At 50.3% G+C, this 23,234-nt stretch carries 23 protein-coding genes and 1 other annotated feature; of the genes, 18 read left to right on the top strand and 5 right to left on the bottom strand.

The annotated features are described in order from the left end of the window. Positions 1–66: 66 nt before the first annotated feature. A complete protein-coding gene (gene pfkB / locus FEK46_RS21395) occupies positions 67–996 on the bottom strand; it encodes a 6-phosphofructokinase II (protein ID WP_130208719.1) in 930 nt (309 codons plus the stop codon). A gap of 286 nt (positions 997–1,282) precedes the next feature. On the opposite strand from pfkB, the gene FEK46_RS21400 reads away from it, so the two are divergent. Then, the gene (locus FEK46_RS21400) at positions 1,283–2,041 is read left to right on the top strand and encodes a YdiY family protein (RefSeq protein WP_130208288.1); all 759 of its coding nucleotides are present in this window, start codon (positions 1,283–1,285) and stop codon (positions 2,039–2,041) included. Positions 2,042–2,101: 60 nt separating this feature from the next. Here the strand turns inward: FEK46_RS21400 and yniD are convergent, their stop codons facing one another. Further along, the gene (yniD, locus tag FEK46_RS21405) at positions 2,102–2,209 is read right to left on the bottom strand and encodes a small membrane protein YniD (protein WP_064529152.1); all 108 of its coding nucleotides are present in this window, start codon (positions 2,207–2,209) and stop codon (positions 2,102–2,104) included. Positions 2,210–2,510: 301 nt separating this feature from the next. Between yniD and thrS the strand changes: the two genes are divergently transcribed. The 14 genes from thrS to selO all read left to right on the top strand — a co-directional run bounded on the left by thrS (position 2,511) and on the right by selO (position 15,271). After that, a complete protein-coding gene (thrS, locus tag FEK46_RS21410; protein ID WP_130208286.1) occupies positions 2,511–4,439 on the top strand; it encodes a threonine--tRNA ligase in 1,929 nt (642 codons plus the stop codon). A gap of 3 nt (positions 4,440–4,442) precedes the next feature. After that, positions 4,443–4,985, top strand: a complete 543-nt coding sequence (gene infC / locus FEK46_RS21415; RefSeq protein WP_001700733.1) for a translation initiation factor IF-3 — start codon at positions 4,443–4,445, stop codon at positions 4,983–4,985. A gap of 92 nt (positions 4,986–5,077) precedes the next feature. After that, entirely contained in the window at positions 5,078–5,275 is a 198-nt protein-coding gene (gene rpmI / locus FEK46_RS21420) for a 50S ribosomal protein L35 (RefSeq protein WP_001124225.1), read from the top strand. Positions 5,276–5,328: 53 nt separating this feature from the next. Then, positions 5,329–5,685 carry a 50S ribosomal protein L20 gene (rplT, locus tag FEK46_RS21425; protein ID WP_000124850.1) on the top strand — a complete coding sequence of 119 codons (357 nt, stop codon included), beginning with the start codon at positions 5,329–5,331 and terminating at the stop codon, positions 5,683–5,685. 116 nt (positions 5,686–5,801) lie between these two features. Further along, positions 5,802–5,926: a sequence feature (Phe leader region), on the top strand. Next, a complete protein-coding gene (gene pheM / locus FEK46_RS23480; protein WP_001386830.1) occupies positions 5,808–5,852 on the top strand; it encodes a pheST operon leader peptide PheM in 45 nt (14 codons plus the stop codon). Its footprint overlaps the feature before it by 45 nt. Positions 5,927–6,135: 209 nt before the next feature. Continuing rightward, positions 6,136–7,119 carry a phenylalanine--tRNA ligase subunit alpha gene (gene pheS / locus FEK46_RS21435; protein WP_000018588.1) on the top strand — a complete coding sequence of 328 codons (984 nt, stop codon included), beginning with the start codon at positions 6,136–6,138 and terminating at the stop codon, positions 7,117–7,119. Positions 7,120–7,133: 14 nt separating this feature from the next. Beyond that, positions 7,134–9,521 (top strand): phenylalanine--tRNA ligase subunit beta, encoded by a 2,388-nt coding sequence (gene pheT, locus FEK46_RS21440; RefSeq protein ID WP_130218893.1) that lies wholly within the window; start codon positions 7,134–7,136, stop codon positions 9,519–9,521. A gap of 4 nt (positions 9,522–9,525) precedes the next feature. Then, positions 9,526–9,825, top strand: coding sequence for an integration host factor subunit alpha (ihfA, locus tag FEK46_RS21445; protein WP_002440155.1), 300 nt, complete (start codon positions 9,526–9,528; stop codon positions 9,823–9,825). A 100-nt stretch (positions 9,826–9,925) separates the two neighbouring features. Beyond that, the gene (btuC, locus tag FEK46_RS21450; protein WP_135559524.1) at positions 9,926–10,906 is read left to right on the top strand and encodes a vitamin B12 ABC transporter permease BtuC; all 981 of its coding nucleotides are present in this window, start codon (positions 9,926–9,928) and stop codon (positions 10,904–10,906) included. A 63-nt stretch (positions 10,907–10,969) separates the two neighbouring features. Continuing rightward, the gene (gene btuE, locus FEK46_RS21455) at positions 10,970–11,521 is read left to right on the top strand and encodes a bifunctional thioredoxin/glutathione peroxidase (RefSeq protein ID WP_130208280.1); all 552 of its coding nucleotides are present in this window, start codon (positions 10,970–10,972) and stop codon (positions 11,519–11,521) included. Continuing rightward, positions 11,521–12,270: a vitamin B12 ABC transporter ATP-binding protein BtuD gene (gene btuD, locus FEK46_RS21460; protein ID WP_130208278.1), complete on the top strand. Its 750-nt coding sequence runs from the start codon at positions 11,521–11,523 to the stop codon at positions 12,268–12,270. The genes btuE and btuD overlap by 1 nt, the downstream gene beginning before the upstream one ends. Positions 12,271–12,347: 77 nt before the next feature. Next, complete coding sequence (locus tag FEK46_RS21465) at positions 12,348–12,812, top strand: NlpC/P60 family protein (protein WP_130208276.1); 465 nt, start codon at positions 12,348–12,350, stop codon at positions 12,810–12,812. Between the two features lie 246 nt (positions 12,813–13,058). Beyond that, positions 13,059–13,772: an EAL domain-containing protein gene (locus FEK46_RS21470; protein ID WP_130224663.1), complete on the top strand. Its 714-nt coding sequence runs from the start codon at positions 13,059–13,061 to the stop codon at positions 13,770–13,772. Positions 13,773–13,834: 62 nt separating this feature from the next. Continuing rightward, positions 13,835–15,271 (top strand): protein adenylyltransferase SelO, encoded by a 1,437-nt coding sequence (selO, locus tag FEK46_RS21475; protein WP_135406845.1) that lies wholly within the window; start codon positions 13,835–13,837, stop codon positions 15,269–15,271. Between the two features lie 3 nt (positions 15,272–15,274). Here the strand turns inward: selO and hemP are convergent, their stop codons facing one another. From hemP to ppsR, 3 genes are all read right to left on the bottom strand, one after another. Next, positions 15,275–15,466, bottom strand: coding sequence for a hemin uptake protein HemP (hemP, locus tag FEK46_RS21480; protein ID WP_135559525.1), 192 nt, complete (start codon positions 15,464–15,466; stop codon positions 15,275–15,277). Positions 15,467–15,597: 131 nt separating this feature from the next. After that, positions 15,598–16,644, bottom strand: coding sequence for a 3-deoxy-7-phosphoheptulonate synthase AroH (gene aroH / locus FEK46_RS21485; RefSeq protein ID WP_135559526.1), 1,047 nt, complete (start codon positions 16,642–16,644; stop codon positions 15,598–15,600). A gap of 155 nt (positions 16,645–16,799) precedes the next feature. Next, positions 16,800–17,633, bottom strand: a complete 834-nt coding sequence (ppsR, locus tag FEK46_RS21490; RefSeq protein ID WP_000368046.1) for a posphoenolpyruvate synthetase regulatory kinase/phosphorylase PpsR — start codon at positions 17,631–17,633, stop codon at positions 16,800–16,802. A gap of 331 nt (positions 17,634–17,964) precedes the next feature. Here ppsR and ppsA point away from each other — a divergent pair, with 331 nt between their 5' ends. The 3 genes from ppsA (at position 17,965) to FEK46_RS21505 (ending at position 23,227) form a co-directional block, all read left to right on the top strand. Further along, positions 17,965–20,343, top strand: a complete 2,379-nt coding sequence (gene ppsA / locus FEK46_RS21495; RefSeq protein WP_130208268.1) for a phosphoenolpyruvate synthase — start codon at positions 17,965–17,967, stop codon at positions 20,341–20,343. Between the two features lie 488 nt (positions 20,344–20,831). Further along, positions 20,832–22,232 carry an anion permease gene (locus FEK46_RS21500; RefSeq protein ID WP_001278076.1) on the top strand — a complete coding sequence of 467 codons (1,401 nt, stop codon included), beginning with the start codon at positions 20,832–20,834 and terminating at the stop codon, positions 22,230–22,232. 35 nt (positions 22,233–22,267) lie between these two features. Then, positions 22,268–23,227: a 2-hydroxyacid dehydrogenase gene (locus tag FEK46_RS21505; RefSeq protein ID WP_130208266.1), complete on the top strand. Its 960-nt coding sequence runs from the start codon at positions 22,268–22,270 to the stop codon at positions 23,225–23,227. Positions 23,228–23,234 lie beyond the last annotated feature (7 nt).

Below are 23,234 nucleotides of genomic sequence, written 5' to 3' on the forward strand. Positions count from 1 at the left end.
TAGTCGCAGAAACGCATTGCTGACAGGTTTGTGGTGATTCCCCCAACCGAGGGGGGAATGTCTCGATTAGCGGGAAAGGTAAGCGTAAATTTTTTGTGTATCGTCATGGGAGCACAGGCGTGTTCCTTGATTGAGTGTTGCGGCACTACCGGCAGCCACGCCAAAACGAACCATTTCATCAAGCGAGGCATTTTCTGCCAGCTTCAGCGTCATAGCCCCAACCATACTGTCGCCAGCACCGACGGTACTTTGGCTTTTTAGCGGCGGTGGCACAACCTGAATGCAGTTTTCGCTATCTACCCCCAACGCTCCTTGTGGACCAAGGGAAACGACGACCCGTTTGGCCTTACCACTATTAACAATTTCCTGCGCGGCTTTACGCACATCATCGGGTTGAGTGAGTTCGCGACCTACCAGTGCGCTGAGTTCTTTTTGGTTAGGTTTAACTAACTCGATATTGCCAATCGCCAGTGCTGCGCTTAAGGCTTCGCCGGAACTGTCGACGATGCAGCGTATTCCTTGTTTTTGCGCAGCAGAAATAAGCTGCGTTAACTTTTCCAGTTTCACGCCTGGTGGCAGGCTTCCACTAATAACCAGAATAGCCCCTGACTCGATTTCCAGAACTTGTTCTTCAAGTTGACGAAATTCATCTTCGCTTAAAGCTGCGCCGGGCATGACAAAGCGATACTGCTCACCGCTGGATTCCACATGTACATGCAGATTCTGGCGGGTCCAGTCCTTCGCTTCGACAGTGGCAACAGGGACATTTTCATCGGCCAGCAGAGCGACGAGATGTTCGCCGGTCGCGCCGCCGGCCGGGAATATAGCCGTCGCGCTCCCGCCCAGATGAGCAATAGCGCGAGCGACATTAATACCGCCACCACCTGGTTCAAACACGGGGGCAGTACAGCGCAGTTTTCCTTCGGGGTAAATTTGCGGGGTAATTGTTGCGCTATCGAGAGAGGGCGCAAGTGTCAACGTATAGATACGTACCATCATTTCCTCCTATAGGCTGATTTCAGTCTGGCACTGAATCAGTGGAAAGTGAAGGAATTAACAATATGATTTATTAGATATTTATATAAAATTAATAAGGTAAAGATATATAAATAAATATCTGTTTTCGCAACGCGCTTATTCAAAAAATGAAATAAGAAGTCATTGCTAAGTTTTTCACTCCTTTTTATAATTTGTCACCTTTCCAGGGACGCTACTCTTTGATCCTTAAGAAAGTTTCCGGGACCGCGATGGTCTCTTTTTTTGTTGTACGGACTTTTAATAAATGAAGCTTTTGAAGACAGTTCCTGCCATCGTTATGTTGGCGGGGGGTATGTTTGCGTCTCTGACTGCAACTGCCGATGATTCCGTTTTTACTGTCATGGACGATCCTGCCAGCGCAAAAAAACCTTTCGAAGGTAATCTGAATGCAGGTTACCTTGCACAATCAGGCAACACGAAAAGTTCCTCACTGACGGCTGATACCACTATGACCTGGTATGGGCAGACGACTGCCTGGTCGCTGTGGGGAAATGCCAGCAATACTTCTTCTAATGATGAGCGTTCTTCGGAAAAATATGCAGTTGGTGGGCGTAGCCGTTTTAATTTAACTGATTATGACTATCTGTTTGGTCAGGCAAGTTGGCTGACAGACCGTTATAACGGCTATCGGGAACGAGATGTATTGACTGCGGGTTATGGTCGCCAGTTTTTAAATGGCCCGGTACACAGCTTCCGCTTTGAATTCGGTCCTGGCGTGCGTTACGACAAATATACTGATAATGCCAGTGAAACGCAGCCGCTGGGGTATGCCTCCGGAGCTTATGCGTGGCAGTTGACCGACAACGCTAAATTTACCCAGGGTGTATCGGTTTTTGGTGCTGAAGACACTACGCTGAACTCGGAAAGTGCATTAAATGTTGCCATCAATGAACATTTCGGTCTGAAGGTGGCCTACAACGTTACATGGAACTCTGAACCGCCTGAGTCTGCGCCGGAACATACCGATCGCCGCACCACGTTATCGCTGGGCTACAGGATGTAATAATGTGCCGGGCCGTGTTATGCGGTCTGGCTGCATTGTTTGTTGATAGCGCCCCACCATTCAGCCCCAAATCATCGCTGCCCAGCGCAGCAACAGCATCGCGCCGCAAATAGACAGCAGGACGACCACCATCTTCCAGTGTTTTTTGTTGAAACGTTTTGTCGGCATGCGTTTTTCCAGGGGATTTCCAGTCTTCAATAATCGAGTGTAACAAAAGGGTCAGGTGTTGCCTGTATTGATTTATATCATATCAAACATGATGATTGTCGCTTTGCCCGATAACAATTACCGTGTAAACTGCCAAGCGGTATTATCAGAAAGTGGGTGTAGGTCTGGCATCGCCAATCAGCATGCTGTGACATATTTCGCAGAGTGAAGCGGGAATCAGCCCAAACCTTTTTGATAAATTTCATATGAATCTTTGTATGTGATCTTTCGTGTGGGTCACCACTGCAAATAAGGATATAACATGCCTGTTATTACTCTTCCTGATGGCAGCCAACGCCATTACGACCACGCTGTAAGCCCCATGGATGTTGCGCTGGACATTGGTCCAGGTCTGGCGAAAGCCTGTATCGCAGGGCGCGTTAATGGCGAACTGGTAGATGCGTGCGATTTGATTGAAAACGACGCTAAACTGGCGATCATTACCGCTAAAGACGAAGAAGGTCTGGAGATCATTCGTCACTCCTGTGCGCACCTGTTAGGGCACGCAATTAAACAACTTTGGCCGCATACCAAAATGGCAATCGGCCCGGTTATTGACAACGGTTTCTATTACGACGTTGATCTTGACCGCACGTTAACCCAGGAAGATGTCGAAGCACTCGAGAAGCGGATGCATGAGCTTGCTGAGAAAAACTACGACGTCATTAAGAAGAAAGTCAGCTGGCACGAAGCGCGTGAAACGTTCGTTAAACGCGGCGAGAGCTATAAAGTCTCCATCCTGGACGAAAACATCGCCCATGATGACCAGCCTGGCCTCTATTTCCACGAAGAATATGTCGATATGTGCCGCGGTCCGCACGTACCGAATATGCGTTTCTGCCACCATTTCAAACTGATGAAAACGGCAGGGGCCTACTGGCGCGGTGACAGCAACAACAAAATGTTGCAACGTATTTATGGTACTGCGTGGGCAGATAAAAAAGCCCTCAACGCGTATCTGCAGCGTCTGGAAGAAGCCGCTAAACGCGACCACCGTAAAATCGGTAAACAGCTCGACCTGTACCATATGCAGGAAGAAGCGCCGGGTATGGTGTTCTGGCACAATGACGGCTGGACCATCTTCCGTGAACTGGAAGTGTTCGTTCGCTCTAAACTGAAAGAGTACCAGTATCAGGAAGTTAAAGGCCCGTTTATGATGGACCGCGTCCTGTGGGAAAAAACCGGTCACTGGGAAAACTATAAAGATGCAATGTTCACCACCTCTTCTGAGAACCGTGAATACTGCATTAAGCCGATGAACTGTCCGGGTCACGTACAAATCTTTAACCAGGGGCTGAAGTCGTATCGCGATCTGCCGCTGCGTATGGCCGAGTTCGGTAGCTGCCACCGTAACGAGCCGTCAGGATCCCTGCACGGCCTGATGCGCGTGCGTGGTTTTACCCAGGATGACGCGCATATCTTCTGTACTGAAGAACAAATTCGCGATGAAGTTAACGGATGTATCCGTTTAGTCTATGATATGTACAGCACTTTTGGCTTCGAGAAGATCGTGGTCAAGCTTTCCACTCGTCCTGAAAAACGTATTGGCAGTGACGAAATGTGGGATCGTGCTGAGGCGGACCTGGCAGTTGCGCTGGAAGAAAACAACATCCCGTTTGAGTATCAACTGGGTGAAGGCGCGTTCTACGGTCCGAAAATTGAATTTACCCTGTATGACTGCCTCGATCGTGCATGGCAGTGCGGTACAGTACAGCTGGACTTCTCCTTACCGTCTCGTCTGAGCGCTTCCTATGTAGGCGAAGACAACGAGCGTAAGGTTCCGGTAATGATTCACCGTGCAATTCTTGGGTCGATGGAACGTTTCATCGGTATCCTGACCGAAGAGTTCGCTGGTTTCTTCCCGACCTGGCTTGCGCCGGTTCAGGTTGTTATCATGAACATTACGGATTCACAGTCTGAATACGTTAACGAATTGACGCAAAAACTATCAAATGCGGGCATTCGTGTTAAAGCAGACTTGAGAAATGAGAAGATTGGCTTTAAAATCCGCGAGCACACTTTGCGTCGCGTCCCATATATGCTGGTCTGTGGTGATAAAGAGGTGGAATCTGGCAAAGTTGCCGTTCGCACCCGCCGTGGTAAAGACCTGGGAAGCATGGACGTAAATGAAGTGATCGAGAAGCTGCAACAAGAGATTCGCAGCCGCAGTCTTAAACAATTGGAGGAATAAGGTATTAAAGGCGGAAAACGAGTTCAAACGGCGCGTCCTAACCGTATCAATGGCGAAATTCGCGCCCAGGAAGTTCGCTTAACAGGTTTGGAAGGCGAGCAGCTTGGTATTGTGAGTCTGAGAGAAGCTCTGGAGAAAGCTGAAGAAGCCGGAGTAGACTTAGTCGAGATCAGCCCTAACGCCGAGCCGCCGGTTTGTCGTATAATGGATTACGGCAAATTCCTCTATGAAAAGAGCAAGTCTTCTAAGGAACAGAAGAAAAAGCAAAAAGTTATCCAGGTTAAGGAAATTAAATTCCGTCCTGGTACAGATGAAGGCGACTATCAGGTAAAACTCCGCAGCCTGATTCGCTTTCTCGAAGAGGGTGATAAAGCCAAAATCACGCTGCGTTTCCGCGGTCGTGAGATGGCGCATCAGCAAATCGGTATGGAAGTGCTTAATCGCGTGAAAGACGATTTGCAAGAACTGGCAGTGGTCGAATCCTTCCCAACGAAGATCGAAGGCCGCCAGATGATCATGGTGCTCGCTCCTAAGAAGAAACAGTAAGGCCATCAAGTAATCATTCCTGTGGGCCTCGGCTCACAGGGTGATTCGCCTTTGTTTCTGTTTATCAACAATGCGAAGTGGAAGTTATTAAAATGCCAAAAATTAAGACCGTACGCGGTGCTGCTAAGCGCTTCAAAAAAACCGGTAAAGGTGGTTTTAAGCACAAGCACGCTAACCTGCGTCACATTCTGACCAAAAAAGCGACCAAACGTAAACGTCACCTGCGTCCGAAAGCCATGGTTTCCAAAGGCGATCTGGGCCTGGTAATCGCGTGCCTGCCGTACGCATAAGCCGTTAACGTTTTTTAACTTTTTAATTAGAATATAGATACAGGAGAGCACATATGGCTCGCGTAAAACGTGGTGTTATTGCACGCGCACGTCACAAGAAAATTTTGAAACAAGCTAAAGGCTACTACGGTGCGCGTTCTCGCGTATACCGCGTTGCCTTCCAGGCTGTTATCAAAGCTGGTCAGTATGCTTACCGTGACCGTCGTCAACGTAAGCGTCAGTTCCGTCAACTGTGGATTGCGCGTATCAACGCAGCAGCACGTCAGAACGGTATTTCTTACAGCAAATTCATCAATGGCCTGAAAAAAGCCTCTGTTGAAATCGACCGTAAGATCCTGGCTGATATCGCAGTATTCGACAAAGTAGCGTTCACCGCTCTGGTTGAAAAAGCGAAAGCAGCTCTGGCATAAGCCAGTTGAAAGAGGGAGCTAGTCTCCCTCTTTTCGTTTCAACACCATCAAAACATTGACTTTTATCGCCGTAGCCTTTTCAATAAAGGTCTTTTGAAAAGTACCAAAAGGTAACGCAAGCAATGAATGCTGCTATTTTCCGCTTCTTTTTTTACTTTAGCACCTGACTCCAGGAGGCTAGCGCGTGAGAAGAGAAACGGAAAACAGCGCCTGAAAGCCTCCCAGTGGAGGCTTTTTTTGTATGCGCGTTTTGAAAAATAAAAAGCCTGTCTCATCAGGCGTAATTGTCGCAGCCAGTCTGGACACGGCCAGCGCGGAGAAACCGGAGCGTACTTAAGTACGTGAGGATTTCGAGCACTGCCCGGGACCAAAATGGCAAGTAAAATAGCCTGATGGGATAGGCTCTAAGTCCAACGAACCAGTGTCACCACTGACACAATGAGGAAAACCATGTCACATCTCGCAGAACTGGTTGCCAGTGCGAAGGCGGCCATTAGCCAGGCGTCAGATGTTGCCGCGTTAGACAATGTGCGCGTCGAATATTTGGGTAAAAAAGGGCACTTAACCCTTCAGATGACGACCCTGCGTGAGCTGCCGCCAGAAGAGCGTCCGGCAGCTGGTGCGGTTATCAACGAAGCGAAAGAGCAAGTTCAGCAGGCGCTGAATGCGCGTAAAGCTGAACTGGAAAGCGCAGCGCTGAATGCGCGTCTGGCTGCGGAAACTATCGATGTTTCCCTCCCTGGTCGTCGTATCGAAAACGGTGGCCTGCACCCGGTTACCCGCACTATCGACCGTATCGAAAGTTTCTTCGGTGAGCTTGGCTTTACCGTGGCAACCGGGCCGGAAATCGAAGACGATTATCATAACTTCGATGCTCTGAACATTCCTGGTCACCACCCGGCGCGCGCTGACCACGACACTTTCTGGTTTGACGCTACCCGCCTGCTGCGTACCCAGACCTCTGGCGTACAGATCCGCACCATGAAAGCCCAGCAGCCGCCGATTCGTATTATCGCGCCTGGCCGCGTTTACCGTAACGACTACGACCAGACTCACACACCGATGTTCCATCAGATGGAAGGTCTGATTGTTGATACCAACATCAGCTTTACCAACCTGAAAGGCACGCTGCACGACTTCCTGCGTAACTTCTTTGAAGAAGATTTGCAGATTCGCTTCCGTCCTTCCTACTTCCCGTTCACCGAACCTTCTGCAGAAGTGGACGTCATGGGTAAAAACGGTAAATGGCTGGAAGTACTGGGCTGCGGGATGGTGCATCCGAACGTGCTGCGTAATGTTGGCATCGATCCGGAAGTTTACTCCGGTTTCGCCTTCGGTATGGGGATGGAGCGTCTGACCATGTTGCGTTACGGCGTCACCGACCTGCGTTCATTCTTCGAAAACGATCTGCGTTTCCTCAAACAGTTTAAATAAGGCAGGAATAGATTATGAAATTCAGTGAACTGTGGTTACGCGAATGGGTGAACCCGGCGATCGATAGTGATGCGCTGGCGAATCAAATCACGATGGCGGGCCTGGAAGTTGACGGTGTAGAACCGGTTGCCGGTAGCTTCCACGGCGTGGTCGTTGGTGAAGTGGTTGAATGTGCGCAGCATCCGAATGCTGACAAACTGCGAGTGACCAAAGTCAATGTCGGTGGCGATCGCCTGCTGGACATCGTCTGCGGCGCGCCAAACTGTCGTCAGGGCCTGCGTGTGGCGGTAGCAACTATTGGTGCTGTACTGCCGGGCGATTTCAAAATTAAAGCCGCGAAACTGCGCGGTGAACCGTCTGAAGGGATGCTGTGCTCCTTCTCTGAGCTGGGTATTTCTGACGATCATAACGGTATTATCGAACTGCCTGCGGATGCGCCAATTGGCACCGACATCCGTGAATACCTGAAACTTGATGACAACACCATCGAAATCAGTGTGACGCCAAACCGTGCAGACTGCTTAGGCATTATCGGCGTAGCGCGTGATGTTGCCGTGCTGAACCAGCTTCCGCTGGTTGAACCGGAAATTGTCCCGGTTGGTGCAACCATCGATGACACGCTGCCGATTGCGGTAGAAGCGCCGGAAGCCTGCCCGCGTTATCTTGGCCGCGTAGTAAAAGGCATTAACGTTAAAGCGCCAACTCCGCTGTGGATGAAAGAAAAACTGCGTCGTTGCGGGATTCGTTCTATCGATGCAGTGGTTGACGTCACCAACTACGTGCTGCTCGAACTGGGTCAGCCGATGCACGCTTTCGATAAAGATCGCATTGAAGGCGGCATTGTGGTGCGGATGGCGAAAGAGGGCGAAACGCTGGTACTGCTCGACGGTACCGAAGCGAAGCTGAACGCTGACACCCTGGTCATCGCCGACCACAACAAGGCGCTGGCGATGGGCGGTATCTTCGGTGGCGAACACTCTGGAGTGAATGACGAAACGCAAAACGTCCTGCTGGAATGCGCGTTCTTCAGCCCGCTGTCTATCACCGGTCGTGCTCGTCGTCATGGCCTGCATACTGATGCTTCTCACCGTTATGAGCGTGGTGTTGATCCGGCACTGCAGCACAAAGCAATGGAACGTGCGACCCGTCTGCTGATCGATATCTGCGGCGGTGAAGCTGGCCCGGTTATCGATATCACTAACGAAGCAACGTTGCCGAAGCGTGCGACCATCACTCTGCGTCGTAGCAAATTGGATCGTCTGATCGGCCATCATATTGCCGATGCACAGGTGACTGACATTCTGCGTCGTCTCGGCTGTGAAGTTACCGAAGGCAAGGACGAGTGGCAGGCTGTTGCACCGAGCTGGCGTTTCGACATGGAGATTGAAGAAGATCTGGTCGAAGAAGTGGCGCGTGTTTACGGCTACAACAACATCCCGGATGAACCGGTGCAGGCGAGCCTGATTATGGGGACTCACCGTGAAGCCGATTTGTCACTCAAGCGCGTGAAAACGCTGCTCAACGACAAAGGCTATCAGGAAGTGATCACCTATAGCTTCGTTGATCCGAAAGTGCAGCAGATGATCCACCCGGGCGTTGAAGCCTTACTGCTGCCAAGCCCGATTTCCGTTGAAATGTCGGCAATGCGTCTTTCTCTGTGGACCGGTCTGCTGGCAACTGTAGTGTACAACCAGAACCGTCAGCAAAACCGTGTGCGCATTTTTGAAAGCGGTCTGCGCTTCGTGCCAGATACGCAGGCGCCATTGGGCATTCGTCAGGATCTGATGTTAGCCGGTGTGATTTGCGGTAACCGTTACGAAGAGCACTGGAACCTGGCAAAAGAGACCGTTGATTTCTATGATTTGAAAGGCGATCTTGAATCCGTTCTCGACCTGACCGGTAAACTGAATGAGGTTGAGTTCCGTGCAGAAGCGAATCCGGCACTGCATCCGGGACAATCCGCAGCGATTTATCTGAAAGGTGAACGTATTGGTTTTGTTGGGGTTGTTCATCCTGAACTGGAACGTAAACTGGATCTTAACGGTCGCACTCTGGTGTTTGAACTGGAGTGGAACAAGCTCGCAGACCGCGTGGTGCCTCAAGCGCGCGAGATTTCGCGCTTCCCGGCAAACCGTCGTGACATCGCGGTTGTGGTTGCAGAAAACGTTCCCGCAGCGGATATTTTATCCGAATGTAAGAAAGTTGGCGTAAATCAGGTAGTTGGCGTAAACTTATTTGACGTGTACCGCGGTAAGGGTGTTGCGGAGGGGTATAAGAGCCTCGCCATAAGCCTGATCCTGCAAGATACCAGCCGTACACTCGAAGAAGAGGAGATTGCCGCTACCGTCGCCAAATGTGTAGAGGCATTAAAAGAGCGATTCCAGGCATCATTGAGGGATTGAACCTATGGCGCTTACAAAAGCTGAAATGTCAGAATATCTGTTTGATAAGCTTGGGCTTAGCAAGCGGGATGCCAAAGAACTGGTTGAACTGTTTTTCGAAGAGATCCGTCGCGCTCTGGAAAACGGCGAGCAGGTGAAACTCTCTGGTTTTGGTAACTTCGATCTGCGTGATAAGAATCAACGCCCGGGACGTAACCCGAAAACGGGCGAGGATATTCCCATTACAGCACGGCGCGTGGTGACCTTCAGACCCGGACAGAAGTTAAAAAGCCGGGTCGAAAACGCCACACCCAAAGACGAGTAATCTGATCTAACTAAAAAGGCCGCTCTGCGGCCTTTTTTCTTTTCACTGTCGAAGAGTCACCGTAAAATCAACGGAATGACACTTCAGCAGAACGGATACCATGCTGACACTTGCCCGCCAACAACAGCGACAAAATATTCGCTGGTTATTATGCCTGTCAGTTTTGATGCTGCTGGTGCTTCTCTTAAGCCTTTGCGCTGGTGAACAATGGATTTCACCTGCCGACTGGTTCACTCCTCGTGGCGAACTGTTCGTCTGGCAAATTCGCCTGCCACGTACCCTGGCTGTATTGCTGGTTGGCGCGGCGCTGGCGTTATCAGGCGCGGTCATGCAGGCGCTGTTTGAAAACCCTCTTGCGGAGCCGGGGCTGCTTGGCGTCTCTAACGGCGCTGGAGTGGGGCTTATCGCCGCTGTATTGCTCGGACAAGGGCAGTTACCGAACTGGGCGCTGGGGCTGTGTGCGATTGCTGGCGCGCTTATTATCACCTTAATTCTCTTGCGTTTTGCCCGCCGTCATCTTTCAACCAGCCGATTACTGCTGGCTGGTGTTGCGCTGGGTATCATCTGTAGCGCGTTAATGACGTGGGCCATCTACTTTTCCACGTCCGTTGATTTACGCCAACTGATGTACTGGATGATGGGCGGCTTTGGGGGTGTAGACTGGCGGCAAAGTTGGCTGATGGTGGCCTTGATTCCGGTGTTGTTGTGGATTTGCTGTCAGTCCCGCCCAATGAATATGTTAGCGCTGGGTGAAATCTCGGCGCGACAACTGGGGTTACCACTGTGGCTCTGGCGCAATGTGCTGGTCGCGGCTACCGGTTGGATGGTCGGTGTCAGTGTGGCGTTGGCTGGCGCTATTGGGTTTATTGGCCTGGTTATCCCGCATATTCTGCGGCTGTGCGGATTAACCGATCACCGGGTATTACTTCCCGGCTGCGCGCTGGCAGGTGCTACTGCGTTGCTGCTTGCCGATATTGTTGCTCGACTGGCGCTGGCTTCCGCAGAGTTACCGATTGGTGTGGTCACCGCCACCCTGGGGGCGCCGGTGTTTATCTGGTTATTGTTAAAAGCAGGGCGTTAGCCGCATAAAGACGGTCTATGATTAAAAGCTAAGATTTTTTACTGACCTTATCCAGGAGACACGATGCAAGATCCCATTCTGACCACCGTAGTGAAGACGATTGACGGGGAAGTGACCACGCTGGAGAAATATGCCGGTAATGTGCTGCTGATTGTCAATGTCGCTTCAAAGTGTGGCTTAACGCCGCAATATGAACAGTTGGAGAATATCCAGAAAGCCTGGGCCGATCGTGGTTTCGTCGTGCTGGGATTTCCGTGCAACCAGTTCCTTGAACAAGAACCAGGTAGTGATGAAGAAATTAAAACTTATTGCACCACCACTTGGGGCGTGACGTTCCCAATGTTCAGTAAAATTGAGGTCAATGGCGAAGGTCGTCATCCGCTATATCAAAAATTGATTGCCGCAGCGCCGACGGCGGTGGCACCGGAAGAGAGCGGTTTCTACGCGCGAATGGCCAGCAAAGGCCGTGCGCCACTGTACCCTGATGATATTTTGTGGAATTTTGAAAAGTTTCTGGTGGGTAGAGACGGAAAGGTCATCCAGCGTTTTTCCCCGGATATGACGCCGGAAGATCCTATTGTAATGGAAAGCATTAAACTGGCGTTGGCAAAATAATGTCTATTGTGATGCAGTTACAGGATGTAGCGGAATCAACCCGCCTGGGGCCGCTTTCTGGCGAGGTCCGGGCAGGGGAGATCCTGCATCTGGTGGGTCCGAACGGCGCGGGCAAGAGCACCTTGCTGGCGCGAATGGCGGGGATGACCAGTGGTCAGGGAAGCATTCAGTTTGCAGGTAAACCACTGGATACCTGGCCCGCAACAAAACTCGCCCTGCATCGCGCCTATCTTGCACAACAACAGACGCCGCCGTTTGCTATGCCAGTCTGGCATTACCTGACCATGCACCAGCACGATAAAACGCGAACCGATCTGCTAAATGATGTCGCAGGGGCGTTGGCCCTTGATGACAAACTCGGTCGAAGCACCAATCAACTATCCGGTGGTGAATGGCAACGTGTCCGTCTTGCTGCTGTGGTGCTACAAATCACGCCGCAAGCGAATCCGGCAGGTCAATTACTTCTCCTTGATGAACCCATGAACAGCCTTGATGTTGCCCAGCAAAGCGCGTTAGATAAAATTTTGAGCGCGCTCTGTCAGCAAGGCGTGGCGATTGTGATGAGCAGTCACGATCTTAACCACACATTGCGTCACGCGCATCGGGCGTGGTTACTTAAACAAGGAAAACTGCTTGCCAGTGGGCGGAGAGATGAAGTACTAACGCCGCCGAATCTGGCCCAGGCTTATGGCATGAGCTTCCGTCGTCTGGACATTGAAGGTCACCGAATGCTGATTTCGACCACCTGATTTCATTAGCATCTTGAAAAACGGGTAATTTCGACGCTAAATTAATGCAAGAATAAAAAACAGAGGATTCGTACGGAATGCGTTTCTGCCTAATTTTAATTACAGCACTGTTTCTGGCCGGGTGTAGCCATCATAAAGCGCCGCCGCCAAACGCCAGGCTTTCTGACTCCATTACTGTCATTGCCGGTTTGAACGATCAACTACAGAGCTGGCATGGTACGCCGTATCGTTATGGCGGCATGACTCGACGTGGAGTGGACTGTTCGGGTTTCGTGGTTGTGACGATGCGTGACCGTTTCGACTTACAGTTGCCACGCGAAACAAAACAACAGGCCGCTATCGGTACCCAAATTGATAAAGAAGAATTGCTGCCAGGCGATCTGGTCTTTTTCAAAACAGGTTCCGGGCAAAATGGTTTACACGTGGGTATTTACGATACCAACAATCAATTCATTCACGCCTCTACCAGCAAGGGGGTGATGCGTTCTTCCCTCGATAATGTCTACTGGCAGAAAAATTTCTGGCAGGCGAGACGAATCTAGTATCTCAATAAATGGACGGTGCTGATACCGCACCGTCTGTTAACTCCTGAATACAGTAGTATTTTGCAGACAAGAATACCGCAAATGGAATATTCGTTTATACTCAGGATAATCTAAAAAAAGGACCCCTGAAAAAGTGGTTAACATGGAACAAATGAAAGTTATTCCCTCTGTATTTGTTATGCCTTATGGCCTCAAACTTTTTATCTGGATGTTGAAAAAAATCCGAAGAGAGGGGCTGTTACCATGAAGGTCTTACTGGAGAATCTTTATCATTCTGATTACTATTTTCTACCGATAAGAGACAGCCAACAAAATCTTGTTGGGGTTGAGTTAATAACCCATTTCTCCAGTGACGACGGTACGGTGCGCATCCCGACGACACGGGTTATTGCACAACTTTCAGAGGAGCAGCATTGGCAATTATTTGCCGAAAAGTTGGAATTACTAAAATCATGCCAACATTTTTTTATTCAACATAAACTCTTTGCCTGGATTAATTTAACGCCACAAGTAGCAAAGTTATTATTAGATAGGGATAATTACGCAAGCAAACTATTAAAAATTCCCTTTGCTGAATTGATGATTAATGAAAATTATCCTCATCTTAATGAGGGAAAAGATAATTATGAACTTTTGCACTTATCGCAAATTTTTCCATTGGTTTTGGGAAATTTGGGTGCGGGCAACAGTACAATGAAGGCTGTTTTTGATGGGCTTTTCACTCGCGTCATGCTGGATAAAGGTTTTATTCAGCAACAAATAGTCCATAAATCTTTCGCGCCTTTTATTCGTGCGCTCCATGCGCAAATTTCACCTTGTTGCAATTGTATTATTGCTGCTGGTATTAATACACCGGAGATGTTGGCGCAGATGGTGCCGTTTGGTTTCCATGCTTTTCAGGGATGCTTGTGGCCCGCAGTTCCCGTAAGCCAGATAACAACGCTGGTCCAGCGATAACCCTCTTGTTTGCTGGTGTTTAAGACGAGAGTAACCGTCTACACTATCAAACAGGAGGATCTATGACCCTGTCTTTTATTACCCGCTGGCGTGATGAATTGCCGGCAACATATACATCGCTTTCCCCTACGCCTTTAAATAATGCCCGGTTGATTTGGTATAACGCCGAACTGGCTAATACGCTGGGTGTTCCATCGTCGCTGTTTGAAAGTGGCGCGGGTGTCTGGGGCGGCGAAACTTTACTGCCAGGCATGTCGCCACTGGCCCAGGTCTACAGTGGCCACCAGTTTGGTGTCTGGGCGGGGCAGCTTGGCGACGGGCGCGGTATTTTACTCGGCGAGCAACAGTTTGCCGACGGCACCACCATGGACTGGCATCTGAAAGGTGCGGGGCTGACGCCTTATTCGCGGATGGGCGACGGACGTGCGGTTTTACGTTCAACAATTCGCGAAAGTCTTGCCAGTGAGGCAATGCATCACCTTGGCATTCCGACGACACGCGCCTTAAGCATTGTTACCAGCGATACGCCGGTTTACCGGGAGACGGTCGAATCAGGAGCGATGCTGATGCGCGTAGCGCAGAGTCATTTGCGATTTGGCCACTTTGAACACTTTTACTATCGTCGGGAACCGGAAAAAGTTCGCCAGCTGGCTGACTTCGCCATTCGCTATTACTGGCCGCATCTTCAGGATGAAGAGGATAAATACCGCCTCTGGTTTACCGATATTGTCGCACGTACGGCTTCGTTAATCGCCAGCTGGCAGACAGTCGGTTTTGCTCACGGGGTGATGAACACGGATAACATGTCGATTCTCGGGCTGACGCTGGATTATGGTCCATTTGCTTTCCTCGATGATTATGAACCGGGCTTTATTTGTAATCACTCTGATCATCAGGGACGTTACAGCTTTGATAATCAACCTGCCGTTGCGTTGTGGAATTTACAGCGTCTGGCGCAGACATTGTCGCCGTTTATCACTGTCGACGCGTTAAACGAGGCACTGGAAAGCTATCAACAGGTTTTGTTGACGCATTATGGAAAACGTATGCGGCAGAAGCTGGGCTTTATGACGGAGCAAAAAGAGGATAATGCGCTACTGAATGAATTGTTCAGTCTGATGGCGCAAGAGCGCAGTGATTATACTCGCACATTCCGCATGTTAAGCCTGACCGAGCAGCACAGTGCGGCTTCACCGCTGCGCGATGAGTTTATTGACCGCGCGGCGTTTGATGACTGGTTTACGCGTTATCGGGCGCGCTTGCAACAAGACGGAGTTGCCGATAGTGAACGTCAGCAACTGATGCAGAGCGTCAATCCTGCGCTGGTATTGCGAAACTGGCTGGCACAACGCGCTATTGAGGCGGCAGAAAAGGGCGATATGACAGAATTACAACGTCTGCATGAAGCGTTGCGAAATCCTTTCAGCGACAGGGATGATGACTATGTCAGTCGTCCACCTGACTGGGGTAAACGGCTTGAAGTCAGCTGCTCGAGTTAAAGGCTACTTGGTCAACAGCAGCTTGCCAGCCTGAGTTTTACGGAGCAGATATTCTTGCCCGTCATGATCGATAATCAGTTTGCCATTAGGACTTAACAGTGTCTGGCTGGTAATTCGCCGAATGGGCTGCGGGGAAGCGGTCTTGTGATTGGCATCCGTTTCAGGCGTGAGTTTTCTGCTATCCGTATAACGCATAAAAATTAATAATAATTGATATAACAATGATTCTTATTATCAATATTATGGCAAGCCAGAGCAAGCAGTAATTTGTTGAGAAGACAACAAGTTGCGCAGAAATGCCCATTCCGTCAGGAATGGGCACGCATTCAGAAGCGGGAATCTACCGCAGAGGCGAGTTTTTCGACCAGGCGTTCAGTATCTTCCCAATCTAAACAAGGATCGGTAATCGACTGACCGTAGGTGAGCGGCTGACCGCTGACGATTTTTTGTGTACCTTCGCGCAGGAAACTTTCTGCCATAATTCCGGCAATTGCCGTGGAGCCATTGCGGATTTGCTGGCAAACATCTTCACAGACTTCTAACTGACGGCGGTGCTGCTTCTGGCAGTTACCGTGGCTGAAATCAACCACCAGATGTTCAGGTAAATCAAACTCGTGAAGCGTATCGCAGGCTGCGGCGATATCATCGGCATGGTAGTTCGGTTTTTTGCCGCCACGCATAATAATATGGCCGTATGGGTTGCCGCTGGTCTGATAGATGGTCATCTGACCGTTTTTGTCTGGCGAGAGGAACATATGGCTGGCACGGGCTGCGCGGATAGCATCCACGGCAATCCGTGTGTTGCCATCGGTACCATTTTTAAAACCTACCGGACAGGAGAGCGCTGACGCCATTTCACGGTGGATTTGGCTCTCGGTGGTACGTGCGCCAATTGCGCCCCAGCTAATTAAGTCAGCAATAAACTGACCGGTCACCATATCGAGGAACTCGGTCGCGGTGGGAACGCCCAGTTCATTTACCTGCAACAGCAACTTACGTGCCATTTCAAGGCCGTGATTAACGCGATAGCTGCCGTTTAAATCCGGATCGGAGATGAGTCCTTTCCAGCCAACAACGGTACGCGGTTTTTCAAAATAGGTGCGCATTACAATTTCCAGTCGTGACTGGTACTGGTTGCGCAACGCCTGCAGACGGGTGGCATACTCCATGGCAGCGGTCAGATCGTGGATCGAGCAGGGTCCAATAATGACCAATAGCCGCTTGTCTTCACCGTTCAGTATTTTTTCAATTCTGCGGCGGGAATCAATGACATGGTTGGCGACGCCAGGCGTTACGGGATACCGTAGCGCGAGTTCGGCGGGCGTTACCAGGCTCTCGATACGCGCAGTACGGAGTTCGTCAGTTCTGTTCATTACAAGTCTCAGAAATTTGTTGCTTCAACGGCAGGACTACCGGGAAGTGATGCGCATCACGATAAACCAATCGCAGCTGATTTCAAGTGCGAGGTGTGTCACACCTCGCCGGGTGGTTAGCATGATAACAAAAAATAGGCTAATGCACTAGTTCTCTAGTACATTCGACGGCTTAGGCCCATGATATCGAGGATCTTGGTGGCAATCTCTTCTACCGAATAATTGGTACTGTTAATCCACGGGATCTGATTTTTACGGTACAACGCTTCCACTTCCGCAACCTCCATCCGGCACTGGCGAAGCGAGGCATAGCGACTGTTCTCCCGACGCTCTTCGCGAATCGCCGCCAGACGCTCAGGGTCGATAGTCAGTCCGAACAATTTATGCTGAAGCGGTTTGAGCGACGCGGGTAGCACCAGATTATCCATATCGTCGGCAATAAAGGGGTAGTTTGCCGCGCGGATACCAAACTGCATCGCCAGATACAGGCTGGTGGGGGTTTTACCACAGCGAGAGACGCCGAGCAGGATCACCTGAGCCTGGTCCAGATTGCGCAACGAAATGCCGTCGTCATGGGCGAGGGTGTAATCAATCGCCGCAATGCGCGCATCATATTTATTGAGATTATTAGGGTTCAGGCCATGGGTACGATGAGCAATCGGCGTCGGGTCCAGTTTCATCTCTTGTTGTAGCGGGGCAACCAGCGCCTGCACAATATCCTGGCAAAAACCTTCGCTTTGCAAAATGATGGCGCGAATTTCCGGTAGCACAATGGAGTAAAAAACCAGCGGGCGCACACCTGTCTGGTGATAAATTGCGTCAATCTGATCCTTCACCGCCCGTGCACGGCTTTCATTTTCGACAAACGGCAGCGTAATGCTGCTGATAGTAACGGGAAATTGTGACATCACTGCGTGTCCTAATACCTCCGCAGTTATAGCCGTACCATCAGAAATATAAAAAACGTGGCGATCAACAGCATTATCCATTTTGTTCTTCCCGTGATGCAGACATAATTCTATGAAAGCATAAATTAAAAACGTACAGAAGCGTAGAAGGTTATGCCTGGTTTATAAAATGAACCTTCAATTTTATATTTTATGAAAACAGTATTTCATTTTTACGCTTTCGTTTATACCGATGGTTTATGTGGAAATTACTGAAGATAGCGGATTTGCGCAACGCTGGGATCAGTCTTAAAAAGTAAAAAATATATTTGCTTGAACGATTCACCGTTTTTTTCATCCGGTTAAATATGCAAAGATAAATACGCAGAAATGTGTTTCTCAAACCGTTCATTTATCACAAAAGGATTGTTCGATGTCCAACAATGGCTCGTCACCGCTGGTGCTTTGGTATAACCAACTCGGCATGAATGATGTAGACAGGGTTGGGGGCAAAAATGCCTCCCTGGGTGAAATGATTACTAACCTTTCCGGAATGGGCGTTTCCGTTCCGAATGGTTTCGCCACAACCGCCGACGCGTTTAACCAGTTTCTGGACCAAAGCGGCGTAAACCAGCGCATCTATGAACTGCTGGATAAAACGGATATTGACGATGTTACCCAGCTTGCGAAAGCGGGCGCGCAAATCCGCCAGTGGATTATCGACACTCCCTTTCAGCCTGAGCTGGAAAACGCCATCCGCGAAGCCTATGCACAGCTTTCCGCCGATGACGAAAATGCCTCTTTTGCGGTGCGTTCCTCCGCCACCGCAGAAGATATGCCGGACGCCTCTTTTGCTGGTCAGCAGGAAACCTTCCTCAACGTTCAGGGTTTTGACGCCGTTCTCGTGGCAGTGAAACATGTCTTTGCTTCTCTGTTTAACGATCGCGCCATCTCTTATCGTGTGCATCAGGGTTACGATCACCGTGGCGTGGCACTCTCCGCCGGTGTTCAGCGGATGGTGCGCTCCGACCTCGCATCTTCTGGGGTGATGTTCTCCATTGATACCGAATCCGGCTTTGACCAGGTGGTGTTTATCACTTCCGCATGGGGCCTGGGTGAAATGGTGGTACAAGGAGCGGTCAACCCGGATGAGTTTTACGTGCATAAACCGACACTGGCGGCGAATCGCCCGGCTATCGTGCGCCGCACCATGGGGTCGAAAAAAATCCGCATGGTCTACGCGCCGACCCAGGAGCACGGTAAGCAGGTTAAAATCGAAGACGTACCGCAGGAACAGCGTGACATCTTCTCGCTGACCAACGAAGAAGTGCAGGAACTGGCAAAACAGGCCGTACAAATTGAGAAACACTACGGTCGCCCGATGGATATTGAGTGGGCGAAAGATGGCCACACCGGTAAATTGTTTATCGTGCAGGCGCGTCCAGAAACTGTGCGCTCACGCGGCCAGGTGATGGAGCGTTATACGCTGCATTCACAGGGTAAGATTATCGCCGAAGGCCGCGCTATCGGTCATCGCATCGGTGCGGGTCCGGTGAAAGTCATTCATGACATCAGCGAAATGAACCGCATCGAACCTGGCGACGTGCTGGTTACTGACATGACCGACCCGGACTGGGAACCGATCATGAAGAAAGCGTCTGCTATCGTCACCAACCGTGGCGGTCGTACCTGCCACGCGGCAATTATCGCCCGTGAACTGGGTATTCCGGCGGTAGTGGGCTGTGGTGATGCGACCGAACGTATGAAAGACGGTGAGAACGTCACCGTTTCTTGTGCCGAAGGCGATACTGGTTACGTCTATGCTGAGTTGCTGGAATTTAGCGTGAAAAGCTCCAGCGTGGAAACCATGCCGGACCTGCCACTGAAAGTGATGATGAACGTCGGTAACCCGGACCGTGCGTTTGACTTTGCCTGCCTGCCGAACGAAGGCGTGGGCCTTGCGCGTTTGGAATTTATCATCAACCGTATGATTGGCGTCCACCCCCGCGCACTGCTTGAGTTTGATGACCAGGAACCACAGTTACAAAATGAAATTCGCGAGATGATGAAAGGCTTTGATTCTCCGCGCGAATTTTACGTTGGCCGTCTGACCGAAGGGATCGCGACGCTGGGCGCCGCGTTTTATCCGAAACGCGTGATTGTCCGTCTTTCTGATTTTAAATCCAATGAATACGCCAATCTGGTGGGTGGTGAGCGTTACGAGCCGCATGAGGAGAACCCGATGCTGGGCTTCCGTGGCGCGGGCCGCTACGTTTCTGACAGCTTCCGCGACTGCTTCGCACTGGAGTGTGAAGCGGTGAAACGTGTGCGCAACGACATGGGACTGACCAACGTAGAGATCATGATCCCGTTCGTGCGTACCGTAGACCAGGCGAAAGCAGTGGTTGAAGAACTGGCGCGTCAGGGGCTGAAACGTGGCGAGAACGGGCTGAAAATCATCATGATGTGCGAAATTCCGTCCAACGCCTTGCTGGCTGAACAGTTCCTCGAATATTTCGACGGCTTCTCTATCGGCTCAAACGACATGACACAGCTGGCGCTCGGTCTGGACCGCGACTCCGGCGTGGTGTCTGAACTGTTCGATGAGCGCAACGACGCCGTGAAAGCACTGCTGTCGATGGCGATCCGTGCTGCGAAGAAACAGGGCAAATATGTCGGCATTTGCGGTCAGGGACCGTCTGACCACGAAGACTTTGCTGCATGGCTGATGGAAGAGGGGATCGATAGCCTGTCTCTGAACCCGGACACCGTGGTGCAAACCTGGTTAAGCCTGGCTGAACTGAAGAAGTAAATAAAAACCCGGCGGCGTTCAGTCGCCGGGTCCATTTCTATATCCCCACCTTTTATCAACCTACTTCGGGCAAACGCGCTCGTGCAATATAAAAAGCTTCCGGGCATCATCTGAATAATTGGCTGGTGTTCTTTCTGATTTTAATTCGTTTGCGATCCTCTCCACAGAATAATTCTCGATACTGTTTTTTCTCAAAGCCGAATGTGACCACTCGTCAATTTCCTTAAGCATATGCGTAATTTTTTCGTCCAGAGTTCGTTGGATTGCACGAAGTCACTGGCGAGTCCCGTTTTTATACTGTCTTCAACCACAGCATAAAAAGGGATATGGATATGAAAAATTACCGCACCGTTATTCAGACATAAGCGCAGATTATGTAATTCAGAGAATTTATTCGAACTAAAACCGATTTTCTGATTTGTCTGGCTGTACAGAAAACAGGATAAATTCCCTCCGCGAGCGGAGGGAAACAGCTACAGGGATTGCATATGAGTTGCTATTTGAAAGTCCTGATTTGTGCGATTGTCGCACTCGCTATATGGTTTTCCCCCGTCCCTGACGGATTAACACCCTTAACCTGGCACATTCTGGCCATATTCATCACCACTGTGGTGGCGTTTATTCTGCAACCGTTGCCGGTAGGTGCTATCGCGTTAATAGCCATCAGTTTTATTATGCTGACCGGCATGATGAAAACCAGCGAAGCCTTAAAAGGTTTCAGCAGCACCACGGTATGGCTTATTGTCGCCGCATTCCTGTACGCGAAAGGATTCATCAAAACGGGGTTGGGGCGGCGTATCGCCTATTTGCTGATTCGCGGATTTGGCGGCAGCTCGTTACGTCTGGGTTATACATTGGCGCTAAGCGATATGATTATCGCGCCCGCAACGCCATCAAACACAGCGCGAGCAGGGGGAATTTTGTTCCCGATTGTTCGCAGTGTCTCTAACAGCTTTGGATCTGAACCGGATCAAGGGCCGCGTAAAATTGGCGCTTATCTGATGCAAACGGTGTTCCATTCCAACTGTCTCTCATCCTCGATGTTTATGACGGCCAGCGCGCCAAATGCACTCATTGTATCTCTGGCGGCCAGCACCTTATTTGTCGATATCTCATGGGGGATGTGGACGCTAAGCGCACTGGTGCCGGGCATTATCGCTTTTATCACTATGCCGTTGGTCATTTACAAACTCTACCCGCCAGAGATCAAAAAGACGCCAGAAGCCAAAGCGTTGGCACAGGAAGAACTTATCAAAATGGGGCCGGTAACCCGAGATGAGCGCGTGACGATTGGCATTTTCCTGCTTTCATTATTGGCCTGGAGTACATCGAAATGGACTGGTCTGGATGCGACCGCTGTCGCGCTTTCCGGCGTCTGTTTAATGTTGATGACCCGGATTATCACCTGGCAGGATGTGCAGTCAGAGAAGGGGGCCTGGGACATTCTGGTCTGGCTGGGCGTCATGATTTGTATGGCAGATAAGCTCAATCAGCTTGGCCTGTTCAAATGGTTCGCCGTCACAACCTCGGCTCTGTTCACCGGCATTCCCTGGGAAATAACACTGACGGTTTTGCTGATAGTTTACTGCTATTCCCACTATTTCTTTGCCGGAAGTACGCCGCATGTAGTGGCGATGTATGCCGCTTTTGGCAGCGTCTCGGTTGCTGCAGGCGCGCCGCCGATGATGGCTGCTCTGTCACTGGCGTTCGTCACTAACCTGATGAGCGGCATTTCGCATTATGGCAACGGACCCGCAGTCATCTATTACGGCGCTGGCTATGTCTCGCAACGAGAATGGTGGCGGCTGGGCTTTATCGTCATGTTGTTGAACATTGTCATCTGGTTCGGACTGGGGGCGGTGTGGTGGAAAATTCTTGGCCTATGGTAAGTGGCCTGCGGCAAACATCAATCAAGGAATAGTGTATGAACTTAAAAGATATTCAGGTGGCGATCGTCGGCAAATTAAGCGACCGCTTAATGGCTAAAGTTGAATCTACCTTCACCGCATATCGCCTGTGGGAACTGACCGACGCAGACGCTTTTTACACGCAGATCGCGCCGGATATTAAGGCGCTGGTGACCAGTGGTAATCCGGTAATGGGAGCTTCTCGGGCGCTAATTGAAAAATTTCCGAATCTGAAGATTATTGCCAGCAATGGTGTGGGCTATGACCCTATTGATATCGTGGCAGCCAGGGAGCATGGCGTTATCGTCACCAACACCCCTGGCGTGCTTAATGACTGTGTTGCAGACATTGGCATGGCGTTGTTACTCAATGTTGCCCGACGTATTAACATTGCCGATCGTTATGTTCGTGACGGTCGTTGGCCAAACGAAGGGCGTTTCCCGATGGCGACGAAAGTGAGTGGTAAACGTTGCGGAATTGTTGGTCTGGGGAACATTGGTAATGCTGTAGCCCGCCGTGCAGCAGCATTTGAAATGGAAATTCACTATTTCGACCCAAAACCGCATAACAAACCTGAATGGACGGCGCATGATTCGCTGGTTTCTCTGGCGCAAGCGGTGGACTTCCTCGTTCTGACGCTGCCAGGCGGGGTAAGTACACGCGGCGTTATCGACAAAACTGTGCTGCAGGCTCTGGGGAAAACCGGACATTTGATCAGTATTTCCCGGGGATCAGTGGTGAACGAAACCGATCTGATTGATGCTCTGCAAAATAACATCATTGCTGGTGCGGCACTGGACGTTTATGCCAACGAACCACATGTGCCAGAACAATTAATGTCGCTGGATAACGTTGTCCTGACGCCACATATCGCCAGTGGTACGAGCGAAACGTTTAATGCAATGGCAGATTTGGTTTTTGATAACTTACAGGCTTTCTTTAGCGGACAGCCAGTTATTACCCCTGTTACTCAATAAGGCGGGA

This window comes from Escherichia sp. E4736, from assembly GCF_005781225.1.
In the GTDB taxonomy this organism is placed as follows: Bacteria; Pseudomonadota; Gammaproteobacteria; order Enterobacterales; family Enterobacteriaceae; genus Escherichia.